Below are 13292 nucleotides of genomic sequence, written 5' to 3' on the forward strand. Positions count from 1 at the left end.
AGCGATGCCGGCCTCGAAGGAGAACGAATCGCGAAACCGCGCGAAATCTGGCACACTGCCGCTGATTCGCCGATCCGGTGCGAAACCTTGAAATTCCAAGCCGTCACGGCCACTTCCCCGCGGCCGCAAGCTACGAAGTCTGAACAGCCCGATGGACGATAACAACGATCTCTTCGCCAATCTCGACAGCACGCAGAAGCCTGCGCCCACCGCAGGACCGCGGCCGGCAGCGGCCACGCCCGCCGCTGCGGTCCCTCCGGCGGCAGCACCGTCCGCAACCGCGCGCCCGGCGACCCCGGCGAGCGACGGCAGCGGTTATGACGCCTCGGCGATCCGCGTGCTCGAGGGACTGGAACCGGTGCGCATGCGCCCGGGCATGTATATCGGCGGCACCGACGAAAAGGCGCTGCATCACCTTTTCGCCGAGGTGATCGACAACTCGATGGACGAGGCAGTCGCCGGCCACGCCAACTTCATCGAGGTCTCGCTCGATGCCGAAGGCTTCCTGACCGTTTCGGACAACGGCCGCGGCATCCCGGTCGAAAACCACCCGCAGATGCCCGGCAAGTCAACGCTGGAAGTGATCCTGACGGTGCTGCATGCCGGCGGCAAGTTCGACGGAAAGGCCTATGAGACCTCGGGCGGCCTGCACGGCGTCGGCGTCTCCGTCGTCAACGCGCTCTCCGACCATCTGGAAGTCGAGGTTGCCCGCAACCGAAAGCTCTACCGCCAGCGCTTCTCGCGCGGCGTCCCGCAGGGGCCGCTGGAAGAAGTCGGCGACGTCCAGAACCGCCGCGGCACCAAGGTGCGCTTCCATCCCGACCCGGAGATTTTCGGTGCGCACGCCCGTTTCGATCCCGCCCGCGTCTTCCGCATGGCCCGGTCGAAAGCCTATCTTTTCGGCGGCGTCGAGATCCGCTGGAGCTGCGATCCGGCCCTTCTGCAGGAAGGATCCGAAACACCCGAGAAGGCCGTCTTCCATTTCCCCGGCGGCTTGAAGGACTATCTCCAGGCCACGCTTGGCAAGGAATATACCGTCACCCGCGAGATCTTCGCCGGCAAGACGGAGAAATCCGGCGGCCACGGCGCGCTGGAATGGGCCGTCACCTGGTATGGCGGCGACAGCATGATCCATTCCTACTGCAACACCATCCCGACCGCCGATGGCGGCACGCACGAGGCGGGCCTGCGTATCGCGCTCACCAAGGGCCTGAAGAACTATGCCGAACTGACGCAGAACAAGCGCGCGGCGATCGTGACCACCGACGACGTGATGATCTCCGCCGTCGGCATGCTGTCGGTCTTCATCCGCGAGCCGGAATTCGTCGGCCAGACGAAGGACAAGCTCGCCACCGTCGAGGCCCAGCGTATCGTCGAAAACGCACTGCGCGACCCCTTCGACCACTACCTCGCCGACAATCCGGCCGAGGCCGCAAAGTTGCTGGAGTGGGTGATCGAGCGCGCCGAGGAGCGCGTGCGCCGCCGCAAGGAAAAGGAAGTCAACCGCAAGACGGCTGTGCGCAAGCTGCGCCTTCCCGGGAAGCTTGCCGACTGCTCGCAGAACTCCGCCGACGGCGCCGAACTCTTCATCGTCGAGGGCGACTCGGCTGGTGGCTCCGCCAAGCAGGCCCGCAACCGCTCCAACCAGGCGATCCTTCCCCTGCGCGGCAAGATCCTCAACGTCGCGAGTGCCGGCCGCGAGAAGCTTGGCGCAAACCAGCAGCTCGCCGACCTGATCCAGGCGCTCGGCTGCGGCACACGGTCGAAGTACCGCGAGGAAGACCTGCGCTACGAGCGCGTCATCGTCATGACCGATGCGGACGTCGACGGCGCACACATCGCCTCGCTGCTGATCACCTTCTTCTACCAGGAGATGCCGGATCTGATCCGAGGCGGGCATCTCTTTCTGGCCGTTCCTCCGCTCTACCGGCTCAGCCAGGGCGCCAAGGTCGCCTATGCCCGCGACGACGCCCATCGCGAACAGCTGATGCGAACGGAATTCTCCGGCCGCGGCAAGGTCGAGATCGGCCGTTTCAAGGGCCTCGGCGAGATGCTGCCGTCGCAGCTGAAGGAAACGACCATGGACCCCACAAAGCGGACGCTGCTGAAAGTCGAGGTCGACGACGTCGATTTCGAAGGCACGCGCGACGCGGTGGACAATCTCATGGGCACCAAGGCCGACGCGCGCTTCCGCTTCATCCAGGAACGCGCGGCCTTCGCCGAAAACCTCGACATCTGATTGCAATTCGGCACGCCACAATTTCGCGGAATTGCCAGGGTCTAAGACCGCCACCGGTGCGCGCGTGGCGAGTCTTTCCGGTCGTTCGCGAGCAGCCCTGCGGACGTTGCGTCCCGGTTTGCAGGAAGGAAACGTCCATGAAGGCAGCTCTCATCGTCATGACCATACTGGGCTGCGACGATTCGGTGACCCAGTGCCACTATATCGATACTGTCGATACCACATGGCAGACGGTCGCGCTGTGCGATGCCCAGTCGGAAGCGCAGATAACCCGCTATCAGAACAGCAATTATCCCGTGGTCGTGGCAGTCTGCGAAACCAACGGCAACCAGCACAACGCCGACGCGCAGGAAGATGTCGCCTCCTCGCCGGACAGTCAGGCTGCGTCGGCGCCGACGCCCACACTGGGAACGGAGACGCCGGCAACAGATGCCGGCCTGGCATCCCGCACGCTGACGATGCTGCGGCAGCACCTTCCCGACGCGCCGTCGCTGCGCGAGACAGTGGCGAAACCCTTCCGCTATGCGGAAGACGGCTACAGCTGGGTAGTGCGGAAATTCTCGGATTGAGATCAGGCATCAGGCCCCGGTCACACTCGCAACAGCCCAGCATGGGCCCGACCCAAGCCCAACCCGCGAGATGACAGGCAAGCCTTACGCCGCGTCGGCGGACGCAAGCGTCGCGAAGCTTCGTGCCGACTGCCGCTTCTCCGCCATCGCGAGCCCCTCGATCATGTCGAGCAATGCCTCGGCCGCAGCGCTCCGCGCCTCGCGTGTCTTGGCGGCCAGCCGCGCCGTGACCGTCATCTGACCGCTCCCGGCCTTCGCATCGTTGCGCCAAAGCAGAACCGCCTCGGCAAACAACGCGCTGATGTCGCCACCAAGCCCGGTCGTTTCGAACAGGGCGCAGATGGCGGCCTGACGTCCGTCGGCAAGGATCGAGCGCACGCGCCGCTCGTTCTGCCCGGAAAGATTGACGATCGCGGCGGCGAAGAATTCCACCCGGCCCGCACAAAGCGACTGCATCAGTAGCACCGGGGTCAGCCTGCCGGAGATGCGAAGATGTTCGACGAGGCCGGCAAGTTCGGCCTGCGGGATATCTGCGGCCAAACCGATCGTGGCGAGGTCGCAGGCCTCCCGGGTGATCCGCGTGATCCGGCTGCCGCCTACGACGGCTTGCACGATCGAGCTACCGGCCAGTGCCGCCCCGACTTTTTCCACCAGCGCGTGACGGGCATCGCTGGGCAGGTCTTCGCGATCGAGCACGCGCGCGCGGATTTCGGCATCGTCCCCATGTCGTTCGCAGATCCGCTTGAGCGTTCGGGGCGAAATCGCAGCAGTATCGCCGTCGAGCAGCGTCAAGGCATCGAAGACGCTGCCGACTTCGATCAGGGCCGCACAGACAGCGCGCGACAGGTTCGGCCGGTGCGCAATCAGAGAACGGGTGAAATCGCTGCCGCGCGCGGCGAGATCGACAAGATCGGCATCCGTAAGCACTGGAGAACGCAGGATGATCTGCGCGGCGATCTCCGGCTGGTCTTCCGAAAGCGGCAGGATCACGGCACGCGGCGCTTCCGGATAGTCCGCCAGCGCCTCGGCCAGCGCCAGGCGCACTTTCGGCGCCGGGTCGTCCAGCAGGAAGATCATCGCCATCTCGGCGGAATGTCGCTCGTCATATCCGATCGAGGCGTTCGAATAAGCCCGCGCCAGGGCGCCGGCCGCCCGCGCCCGATCGCCGGCCTTGGCTGTTTCCACCCATCGGAGAAAGGCATTGATGATCAAGGTTTGCCCCAGCGTCTCGGATTCTTGTGCGATGGGAGAAAGCTAGCTGGAAATAGATTACGTTTGGTTCACCACGTTTGTTAACGCCGTCGCCGCCGAACCGTTATTGCAGTGCATGTCCCGCAGGTACTAAATGGCTTCATGTTTGAAACGCTTCATTCGCTGATGCTCGTGGAAGACGATGCTGCGCCGCAGATCCCCTCCGACGCCGACGCGATCATCTGCCGTGCCGCAGCCTTTACCGGGCTTTCGAGCGCAGAACGCATCATCCTCCGCCTCGACGGCGACGACGAAGCGGCGTTGCGCGCCATTGTCAGACGTCGTCCGCTTGCCGTGACGCTCGAGCACTGGCGCACCGGCGCGGAACTGCAGCGGTTCGACGTGCTGCTGTCGGTGGCAGAAGCGGAGGAAGGCATTCCGCTGGGGAACACGCGCATCCTCGCCTGGACCGACGGCATGCTGCCGCCGCCGTTCGCCGAGACTGGCAGCGCCGGAAAGTCACGCCGGCTGGCCGGGATCATCTGGGATTGGCGCGCCCTCGCCGCCGCGCTCGACGCCACCCGCGCCTTCAACCGCGCCGGAGAATGGACGCCCGCATTTGCCCATGCGCGCGCGACCACCCTGCTTGCAGCAAGGACAGCGGACGTGGCGGCCTATGACGTTGCGCCGCCGGGCGATGGCGCAACCTTTGCAGAGAATTGTCGCGACGCCCGCGCCGACGGTTTTTCCGGGAGGCTGGCGTTGGAACCCGCCCAACTGGCGGCCATCAACGCAGCGTTCGATGAACCGCGGTAGCGCAAATGCGGTGAAATTCAGTTCGCCAAAATTGCACTAGAGTGCAGTGGCGACCGCATTGTCCGACGCCGAAGCGACGCCGCTACGGTTGGAAATGCTGTTATCCGGCAATCTTTGCCTATGGGCGCTTCGGCCGCATCATCTCGAAGACGTCGCCGGCGTCACAGTAGTCCATATAGCCCATGCGCCCGATCGGCCGCGCGGTTGCCATGTCGAAACGCCCCTCGCGGATCGCCTCGTCGCGAATGTGAATGCCGACCACCTGGCCGAAAACGACCCAGCTCTCGCTTTCCGAGCCGTCCAGCGTGCGCGGCCGCATCACCTCGGTCATCCGGCATTCCAGAGCGGCTAGCGCCTCGCCGACGAACGGCGCCTCGACCAGCTGACCGTATTGCATCGTCAGGCCCGCGATGTCGAACTCGCTTTCTCCGTAAGCTGCAGCGATCGAAGTCACGTTCATCTGATCGACCAGGTCGCGCCCGACGAAGCTGCAGGTGAACATCCCCGTCGCCTCGATGTTGCGCACGCTGTCCTTGTGGCCGCTGGAGGAAAACATGACGAGCTTCGGCCGGTCGCTGATCGCATTGAAGAAAGAATAGGGCGCAAGATTGTGCGATCCGTCCGCGCCGCGAGTGCCGATCCAGCCGATCGGGCGCGGCGAGACGATCGCCTTGAAAGGATCGTGGCTGAGCCCGTGCTTGTTGGAGGTGGTGTCGTAGAACATTCCTGCCGCCTCAGCCCGCCTCGCCGACCCAGGAGACGATCTCCTTCAGATCGGGCCGCGGGCGCTCGGTCGGCGGCACCATGGCCGTACCGATATGGATGAAGCCCGCGATCTTCTCCCCCGGCTTCACGCCGAGGATCGGGTAGGCGCGCTCGTCGAAGGCGAACCACTCGGTCAACCAGTTGGAAGCGTATCCGTGCGCATTCGCAGCCATCAGCAGGTTGAGGCAGACCGCACCGGCCGACATCAGCTGTTCCCATTCCGGAATTTTGAAATGCGGCGCGGCTGTGCTGACGACGGCGACGACGACCGGCGCGCGCGTCAGCCGCGTGTTTTCGACCGTGACCATATCGGCCGACAGGTCCGGCTTGTCCGCCATCGCGATCTTCGCCAGCTGCGCGCTGATTCGCGCCCGCTCCTCGCCGCGATAGACGATGAAGCGCCAGGGTGCGAGCTTGCCGTGGTCGGGCACGCGCGAGGCGAGCCTGAGCATCTGCTCGATTTCGGCTTGTCCGGGTCCGGGCGCGCCCATCTGGAAGGCTGGAATGGAGCGGCGGTTGGAAAGATAGTCGATGAGCTTGATATCGGTTTTCATCAGGCGGAAGTTCCACTAACGTACGGCCGTCGGTCGGCCATGAAAATGCCATTTGCCGGGCATTGAAGTGGAACCAACGATAAAGGAAGTCAACCTTCACCATGCCCACCCAACGCATTTCCGCTCTAGCGGGGAAACTCTGCCTGTGCGCCGCAATCGCGTCGGCCTGTCCGGCGATGGCGCAGGACACGCTGGATAGCTTCTCCCAGATCACGGCACCGCGGAAAAGCGGCAAGCTCACCTCCTTCAATCCCCTTGTGACCGGCGACGTCGAGCCGAAGAACTTTCGCGAGATCAATTGCGAGGCGCTGCTGACCAAGGACGGCAAGCCCATGCAGCACGGGCTGAGCTGGCGGGTCTTCTCTCCCATTCCGGGCGCGGACGGCAAGCTGCCGCTTCTGGCCTCCTCGGAGGGCGGCTCTGCCGTCTTCCAGCTGGTTCCGGGCGAGTATTTCGTCAATGTCGCCTTCGGCCGCGCCGCCGCGACGAAGAAGCTGCTGGTCCCCGAATCCGGCGCGGTAGACAAGCAGGTCATGGTGCTGGACGCCGGTGGCCTCATGCTGAACGCGGTCTCCGGATCGGACGTGCGGATCCCGCCGAACGAACTGACCTTCTCCATCTACTCTTCGGAAGTCGGCGAGGACGGCGAACGCAGTCTCGTGGTTCCGAACGTCAAGGCAAACACGGTCGTGCGCCTCAACGCCGGCACCTATCACGTCGTTTCCGACTATGGCACGGTGAACGCCGTCATTCGTGCAGACATCCAGGTTGAAGCCGGAAAGCTCATTCAGGCGACGATCCAGCACCGCGCAGCCAAGCTGACGCTCAAGCTCGTCTCCGAAGAGGGCAGCGAAGCGATCGCCGACACCGCCTGGTCGATCCTGACCTCCTCGGGCGACGTCGTAAGCGAAAGCGTTGGCGCCTTCCCGACCATCGTGCTCGCCGAAGGCCAGTACACGGCCGTCGCCCGCAACAAGAGCAAGATCTATCAACGCGACTTCACCGTGACCGCCGGCCAGAATACCGATGTGGAAGTGATTCTCGCCGACACGCCCGATCAGCAGGCACAGGCGGCGACCGAAGCCGACTGATCGTCAAACAGATGAGAACAGTGGCCGCGCGCTATCCCGTCCGCCGGAACCGCGCACGGCGCGGCGGCTGCATGGCGAACACCGCGTCGTAGATGCGCGTCAGCAGGTCCTTGCGGTCGGAAATCGCACAAAGCTGTTCCCAGCCGATCATCGGCCCGATCTGCGCCGATATCGTCGTACCGGACAGCCGCTTGAACTCGCGGATCAGAAGCGACAGCCGCAGCGTCAGCGAGATCTTGCTGGCGATGTGGAACAGTGCGCCGTTCTGGCCATCGAAGAAGATCGGAATCACATTGGCCTGCGCCGCCTGGATCAGCTTGGCCGGAAAGATCTTCCACGGCAAATCCTCGGCACGGCCAAAGCCGCGCTTCGCCGTCGCAACGCCACCGGCGGGAAAGACGATGATCGTCACGCCTTCCTTGAGAAGCCGCACCGCCTCGTGGCGCGTGCGCATGTTGATCGCGAGCGCCTCCTTCGTCTCCTCGAACGACACCGGCAGCGAATAGGGCTCCATCTCCGGCACCTTCAACAGATCCCTGTGGATCATCACCCGGAAGGGACGGCCGAGCTGCTCGGCGAGGGCTAGCACGGCGATGCCGTCGCCGATCCCGAAGGGATGATTGGCGACGATGACGAGCGGCGCATCCGGCAGGTCGCGCGGCGGCCAGGCGCCCGCCACATCCATCTTCACGCCGATGATCTCGAGCATCTCGCCGAACACGCGCGCGCTGCGTCCGACGATCTCCGCCCGCCAGCGCTCATAGAGCGCAGCATAGTGGTTGCGGCCCGAAAGCCCCTCGATCGATCGGATGAACCACCGCTTCAGCCGCGGATCGTTCTCATTGGCGTAGGACAGTTCCTTGAACCGCACCGGCATCCCCTGCACTTCTCAATTGCGACCTGTCTACGACAGTTTTGTTGCATTCATCTGACAGGTGCAGGGGACGAGAGGCGCATACGCGCCTCTAGGCCGTCAATTCAGGCGGCGGCGCGTGCTGCCGCCTTGCGCTTGACGTCCGGCGGCGTCGCCTCGTCGATCAGCGCCGCCATCGCCTCGTCGAGCGACATCGCCGTCTGGTTCTGCGAACCGAGCCTGCGGATGTTGACGGAGCGCTCCTCCGCCTCCCGCTTGCCGCAGACGATGATGACCGGCACCTTGGTGACCGAATGCTCGCGGACCTTGTAGTTGATCTTCTCGTTGCGAAGATCGGTCTCGACCGTCAGCCCCGCGTCCCGGAGCTTTTCGGCCACTTCGCGGGCATAGTCGTCGGCCTCCGACGTGATCGTCGCCACCACCACCTGCTGCGGCGCGATCCACAGCGGCATGTGGCCGGCGAAGTTCTCGATCAGGATGCCGAGGAAGCGCTCCATCGAGCCGCAGACGGCGCGGTGGATCATCACCGGCTGGCGCTTCTCCGAGGCTTGGTCGATGTAGAAGGCGCCGAAGCGTTCCGGCAGGTTGAAGTCCACCTGCGTGGTGCCGCACTGCCATTCCCGGCCGATCGCGTCCTTCAGCGTATATTCGAACTTCGGCCCGTAGAAGGCGCCCTCGCCCGGCAGGATGCCGGTCTTGATCTTGCCGCCGGACTGCGCCTCGATCTGCTTGAGCACGTCCGTCATCACGCTCTCGGCGCGGTCCCACAGATCGTCCGAACCGACCCGCTTGTCGGGCCGGGTCGAGAGCTTCACGACAACCTCGGTGAAGCCGAAGTCCTCGTAGACCGACAGGATCAGGTCGTTGATGCGCAGGCATTCTGCCGCCATCTGCTCGTCGGTGCAGAAGACGTGCGCATCGTCCTGCGTGAAGCCGCGCACGCGCATCAGCCCGTGCAACGCGCCGGAGGGCTCGTAGCGATGCACGTTGCCAAATTCCGCAAGACGCACAGGCAGTTCGCGGTAGGACTTGAGGCCATGCTTGAAGATTTGAACGTGCCCCGGGCAGTTCATCGGCTTTAGCGCGAACACCCGGTCGTCGTCGGTGTCGTCACCGGCGACCGTCACCTTGAACATGTTGTCACGGTACCAGCCCCAGTGGCCCGAGGTCTCCCACAAGGACTTGTCGAGCACCTGCGGCGCGTTGACTTCCTGGTAGGTATTGGCGAGGCGACGGCGCATGTAGGCCACCAGCGTCTGGAACATCCGCCAACCCTTGCCGTGCCAGAAGACAACGCCCGGCCCTTCCTCCTGGAAATGGAAAAGGTCCATCTCGCGGCCCAGCCGGCGATGGTCGCGCTTCTCGGCCTCGGCGAGGATGTTGAGGTAGGTGTCGAGCTCCTCCTGGGTGTGCCAGGCGGTGCCGTAGATGCGGGTCAGCATCGGATTGTTGCTGTCGCCGCGCCAGTAGGCGCCCGCCACCTTCATCAGCTTGAAGGCAGTGCCGATCTGGCCGGTGGCGGCCATGTGCGGCCCGCGGCAGAGGTCGAACCAGTCGCCCTGGTAGTAGATCTTCAGGTCCTGACCTTCGGGAATAGCGTCGACGAGTTCGACCTTGTAGCTCTCGCCCTTGCCGGCGAAGACCTCGCGCGCCTTCTCGCGCGACCAGACTTCTTTCGTGAAGGGCTTGTTGCGCGCGATGATCTCCTTCATCCGCTTTTCAATCTTCGGCAGATCGTCCGGCGTGAACGGCCAGTCCTCGCCGCTGTCGGGGTGGATGCGCTTGAAGTCGTAGTAGAAGCCGTTCTCGATCACCGGCCCGATGGTCACCTGCGTTCCCGGCCACAGCTCCTGCACGGCTTCAGCCATCACATGGGCGGCGTCGTGGCGGATCAGTTCCAGCGAGCGCGGGTCGTCGCGGGTCACGATCTCGATCCGGCCGTCGGAGACGGGATCGGAGAGATCGCGCAATTCGCCGTCGAGCGCGATCGCAACCGCCTTCTTGGCGAGCGACTTGGAAATCGCCTCGGCGACATCGCGCCCGGTCGAGCCGGCGGCATATTCGCGGACGGAACCATCGGGGAAAGTAAGGGAAACGGCATTCGACATGATGAACTCCTATCCAGTCCCGCCAACGAATGCGGGTGGTATGCGGGGAAAGTGCCCGATGCGGGCGCGTGAGCGGATATAGAGGGAAAGGCTTATGTTGGGAAGGGGCCGGAGATCCTCGACGGTCGCAAACCAGATCTGTCCAACGCGCCGCCTGATCAGATGCAGAAAGGCGTACGTCTCCTGCCGTCTTCTGTGCAGTCCTGCTAAACTATGGCATAACTTGCCGATGGCGATGAATGTCTTGGCGGTCCATCGTGACAAGGGCGGGACGGAACAGGCGGCGGGCGGTTCGCTTGCAAGCGCCTATTCCGTAGCGGTTTTCTGCTGGCTGCTCTCGGCCGGCGTCTATATCGCTGCGAAATGGGTCTCCACCGAGATGCCGCCCTGGGCGCTCTGCTTCTGGCGCGTACTGATCGCCTTTGCAGTCCTGTCGCCGATCGTCCGGCGGCATTTCGGTGACATGGTGGCGCTTGTACGGGCGCGCGCCGTCGAACTGCTCGTCATCGGCGGCATGGGGCTTGCAATCTGCCAGGGCATGATCTTTGTCGGCCTCCAACATGCCGATGCCACCACCGCCGGCATCATCATCGCACTCATCCCGATCATCACCATGATCCTCGCCCGCCTGCTCCTTGCCGAACCGATGGGAAGCTGGCAGGTCGCCGGTTCGATCCTCGCCTTTCTCGGGATTGTGGTCATCATCGTCAAGGGCAGCCCTGCGGCGCTGATGCGCCTCGACTTCAATCCCGGCGAACTGTGGATCGTCGCCGGGGCGTTCTGTTTCAGCCTCTACACCGTCCTGCTTCGCCGCGCGAAATTCGACCTGGATCGCCTTTCGCTTCTGGTCCTCCTACTTGGGGCAGCCGTGCTCACCGCGCTCCCCTTCTACCTTTTCGAACTGGCCTCCGACGAGCGCTCGACGCTCAACGGCAGCGGTCTGTTGGCCCTGACCTATGTGGCGCTGCCTGGCGGCGCGCTGATGTACTACCTATTCAACCGAAGCATCGAGGCGCTTGGCGCGGCCCGCGCAGGCGTGTTCCTCTACATCCAGACGATCTTCATCGCCGTGCTTGCCTATCTGATCCTCGGCGAACAGCTTCAGACCTATCATCTCGAGGGCGCAGCCCTCATCATCGCCGGCCTGCTGCTCATCGTCCTGCTCAAGCCGAAGACGGCGACCGAGCCGAAACAGGCCTGACTGCGGACATCCCTGGTGTTCTCTCGCTCGCGTCTTTGGTTGCATTCGGCCTATTGCGGGTATATACCCGAACACATGTCGAGCGACACCTGCCACTGCATCCTGCTGCGCAAAGCCTCCCGCAAGGTCTCGTCCTACTACGACGAGGCCCTGGCACCGCTTGGGGTGAACATCGGCCAGTTCAGCCTGCTCAGGAACATCAACCGCATGGCGCCGGTGTCGCTGACGGAACTCGGCGGTCGGGTCGAACTCGACCGCTCCACCGTCGGCCGCAACGCCAAGGTGCTGGAACGCATGGGGCTGGTGGCGATCGCGACAGGCGAGGACCACCGGGAAGCCATGCTGACGATCACCGAGGCAGGCCATGCCATTCTCAAGACCGGCGCGCCACTCTGGGACGGCGTGCAGGAGGCAATCGAGGCACGGCTCGGGCCGGACAAAACCGAACAGTTGCGGGAGTTGCTCAAGGCGCTCTGATTTTTCTTGAAAACGGGTATATGCCCACAAATACGGGTATCTACCCGGAAGTATTCGATAGGCTGCGGCCGACGGGAAAGGGACTTCGAACATGCTCTCGACACGTATCGCCGGCTGGATGGCCGGCCGGGACCTACACTACGGCTGGGTGGTCGCGGCCACCACCTTCCTGACGATGCTGGCAACCGCCGGCGCCATGGGTTCGGCCGGCGTCATGATCCAGCCGCTGCACCAGGAGTTCGGCTGGGAGATCGCCGACATCTCCTCGGCGATGGCGGTGCGACTGGTGCTGTTCGGGCTGCTCGGCCCCTTCGCCGCCGCCTTCATGAACCACTTCGGCATCCGCCAGGTGGTCGCGACCGCGCTGGCCCTGATCATGTTCGGCATCGCCGCCTCCTTCCTCATGGCCGAGGTCTGGCAGCTTCTGCTCCTGTGGGGCGTGGTGATCGGCGTCGGCACCGGCATGACGGCGCTGGTTCTCGGCGCCACTGTCGCCTCGCGCTGGTTTTCCAAGCGTCGCGGCCTCGTCATTGGCCTCATGACGGCAAGCAACGCCACCGGCCAGCTCATCTTCCTGCCCGTGTTGGCGGCCCTCACCGAGGCCTATGGCTGGCGCACCGCGCTGACGCTCACCGTCGCAGTAATCGCCGTCGCCATGGTCCTCGTGCTGGTCCTGATGCGCGACCATCCCGCCGATGTCGGCCTGCCGGCCTATGGCGATACTACGGTCACGCCGCCGCCGAAGCAGGACCACAAGCTGCTCGCCACGCTCGCCTCACCGCTCTTGACGCTGAAGAGCGTGTCCGCCAATCCTGTGTTCTGGGTCCTGTTCGGCACCTTCTTCGTCTGCGGTCTTTCTACCAACGGCCTGATCCAGACCCACTGGATTTCCATCTGCGGCGATTTTGGCATGGCGGCGGTGACGGCCGCGGGTACGCTGGCGGTGATCGGCATCTTCGACTTCATCGGCACGATCCTCGCCGGCTGGCTCTCCGACCGCTACGACAACCGCTTCCTGCTCTTCTGGTTCTACGGCCTGCGCGGCCTCTCGCTGATCTACCTGTCGATCTCGGGCTTCAGCTTCGTGGAGCTCTCGGTCTTTGCAATCTTCTACGGCCTCGACTGGGTCGCGACCGTGCCGCCGACCGTCAAGCTCGCCGCTGAAAACTTCGGCCGCGAAAAGGCGGGCCTCGTCTTCGGCTGGGTCTTTGCCGGTCACCAGCTCGGCGCGGCAACGGCAGCATTCGGCGCCGGTTACTTCAAGAGCGACTTCGACACCTACATGCCGGCCCTGCAGATCGCCGGCGTCATGTGCCTGCTCGCAGCCGTATCGGTGCTCTTGTTGAGGAGACCGGGCTCGGCCGCCCTCGCCCCGCAGGCGGCGTAAACGCCTCGATGGCGGTTTCC

12 protein-coding genes are annotated in these 13292 nt (G+C 64.2%); 7 read left to right on the plus strand and 5 right to left on the minus strand.

Annotated features, from left to right (window positions below):
• Positions 1–151 precede the first annotated feature (151 nt).
• Both parE and CRO48_RS09780 read left to right on the plus strand, forming a co-directional pair.
• A complete protein-coding gene (gene parE, locus CRO48_RS09775; RefSeq protein WP_097138596.1) occupies positions 152–2239 on the plus strand; it encodes a DNA topoisomerase IV subunit B in 2088 nt (695 codons plus the stop codon).
• Positions 2240–2376: 137 nt separating this feature from the next.
• The gene (locus tag CRO48_RS09780) at positions 2377–2808 is read left to right on the plus strand and encodes a hypothetical protein (RefSeq protein ID WP_097138598.1); all 432 of its coding nucleotides are present in this window, start codon (positions 2377–2379) and stop codon (positions 2806–2808) included.
• 84 nt (positions 2809–2892) lie between these two features.
• Here the strand turns inward: CRO48_RS09780 and CRO48_RS09785 are convergent, their stop codons facing one another.
• Complete coding sequence (locus CRO48_RS09785) at positions 2893–4020, minus strand: DUF2336 domain-containing protein (RefSeq protein WP_097138600.1); 1128 nt, start codon at positions 4018–4020, stop codon at positions 2893–2895.
• A 141-nt stretch (positions 4021–4161) separates the two neighbouring features.
• Between CRO48_RS09785 and CRO48_RS09790 the strand changes: the two genes are divergently transcribed.
• Positions 4162–4815: a hypothetical protein gene (locus CRO48_RS09790; protein ID WP_097138602.1), complete on the plus strand. Its 654-nt coding sequence runs from the start codon at positions 4162–4164 to the stop codon at positions 4813–4815.
• 118 nt (positions 4816–4933) lie between these two features.
• On the opposite strand, the gene CRO48_RS09795 is transcribed toward CRO48_RS09790, so the two are convergent.
• On the minus strand, positions 4934–5539 hold the full coding sequence (locus tag CRO48_RS09795; protein WP_097138605.1) for a flavin reductase family protein: 606 nt from the start codon (positions 5537–5539) through the stop codon (positions 4934–4936).
• A gap of 10 nt (positions 5540–5549) precedes the next feature.
• The gene (locus tag CRO48_RS09800) at positions 5550–6134 is read right to left on the minus strand and encodes a nitroreductase family protein (protein ID WP_097138607.1); all 585 of its coding nucleotides are present in this window, start codon (positions 6132–6134) and stop codon (positions 5550–5552) included.
• A gap of 101 nt (positions 6135–6235) precedes the next feature.
• Between CRO48_RS09800 and CRO48_RS09805 the strand changes: the two genes are divergently transcribed.
• The gene (locus CRO48_RS09805) at positions 6236–7225 is read left to right on the plus strand and encodes a hypothetical protein (RefSeq protein WP_097138609.1); all 990 of its coding nucleotides are present in this window, start codon (positions 6236–6238) and stop codon (positions 7223–7225) included.
• A 31-nt stretch (positions 7226–7256) separates the two neighbouring features.
• Here CRO48_RS09805 and CRO48_RS09810 read toward each other — a convergent pair whose 3' ends face one another.
• Complete coding sequence (locus CRO48_RS09810; RefSeq protein ID WP_097138779.1) at positions 7257–8096, minus strand: lysophospholipid acyltransferase family protein; 840 nt, start codon at positions 8094–8096, stop codon at positions 7257–7259.
• A gap of 107 nt (positions 8097–8203) precedes the next feature.
• Entirely contained in the window at positions 8204–10207 is a 2004-nt protein-coding gene (gene thrS, locus CRO48_RS09815) for a threonine--tRNA ligase (protein ID WP_097138611.1), read from the minus strand.
• Between the two features lie 229 nt (positions 10208–10436).
• On the opposite strand from thrS, the gene CRO48_RS09820 reads away from it, so the two are divergent.
• The 3 genes from CRO48_RS09820 (at position 10437) to CRO48_RS09830 (ending at position 13272) form a co-directional block, all read left to right on the plus strand.
• Entirely contained in the window at positions 10437–11408 is a 972-nt protein-coding gene (locus tag CRO48_RS09820; protein WP_097138613.1) for a DMT family transporter, read from the plus strand.
• Between the two features lie 75 nt (positions 11409–11483).
• Entirely contained in the window at positions 11484–11885 is a 402-nt protein-coding gene (locus CRO48_RS09825; RefSeq protein WP_097138615.1) for a MarR family winged helix-turn-helix transcriptional regulator, read from the plus strand.
• A 91-nt stretch (positions 11886–11976) separates the two neighbouring features.
• Positions 11977–13272: an MFS transporter gene (locus CRO48_RS09830; RefSeq protein ID WP_097138617.1), complete on the plus strand. Its 1296-nt coding sequence runs from the start codon at positions 11977–11979 to the stop codon at positions 13270–13272.
• The last annotated feature ends 20 nt before the right edge of the window (positions 13273–13292 follow it).

The organism is Rhizobium subbaraonis, from assembly GCF_900220975.1.
GTDB classification, from domain to species: domain Bacteria; phylum Pseudomonadota; class Alphaproteobacteria; order Rhizobiales; family Rhizobiaceae; genus Mycoplana; species Mycoplana subbaraonis.

What these genes read in the sequence shown, in the direction of transcription:
- parE (WP_097138596.1), top strand. Translation starts at nt 152, where the DNA reads ATGGACGATAACAACGATCTCTTCGCCAATCTCGACAGCACGCAGAAG.
- CRO48_RS09780 (WP_097138598.1), top strand. Translation starts at nt 2,377, where the DNA reads ATGAAGGCAGCTCTCATCGTCATGACCATACTGGGCTGCGACGATTCG.
- CRO48_RS09790 (WP_097138602.1), top strand. Translation starts at nt 4,162, where the DNA reads ATGTTTGAAACGCTTCATTCGCTGATGCTCGTGGAAGACGATGCTGCG.
- CRO48_RS09795 (WP_097138605.1), bottom strand. Translation starts at nt 5,539, where the DNA reads ATGTTCTACGACACCACCTCCAACAAGCACGGGCTCAGCCACGATCCT.
- CRO48_RS09800 (WP_097138607.1), bottom strand. Translation starts at nt 6,134, where the DNA reads ATGAAAACCGATATCAAGCTCATCGACTATCTTTCCAACCGCCGCTCC.
- CRO48_RS09805 (WP_097138609.1), top strand. Translation starts at nt 6,236, where the DNA reads ATGCCCACCCAACGCATTTCCGCTCTAGCGGGGAAACTCTGCCTGTGC.
- thrS (WP_097138611.1), bottom strand. Translation starts at nt 10,207, where the DNA reads ATGTCGAATGCCGTTTCCCTTACTTTCCCCGATGGTTCCGTCCGCGAA.
- CRO48_RS09820 (WP_097138613.1), top strand. Translation starts at nt 10,437, where the DNA reads ATGGCGATGAATGTCTTGGCGGTCCATCGTGACAAGGGCGGGACGGAA.
- CRO48_RS09825 (WP_097138615.1), top strand. Translation starts at nt 11,484, where the DNA reads ATGTCGAGCGACACCTGCCACTGCATCCTGCTGCGCAAAGCCTCCCGC.
- CRO48_RS09830 (WP_097138617.1), top strand. Translation starts at nt 11,977, where the DNA reads ATGCTCTCGACACGTATCGCCGGCTGGATGGCCGGCCGGGACCTACAC.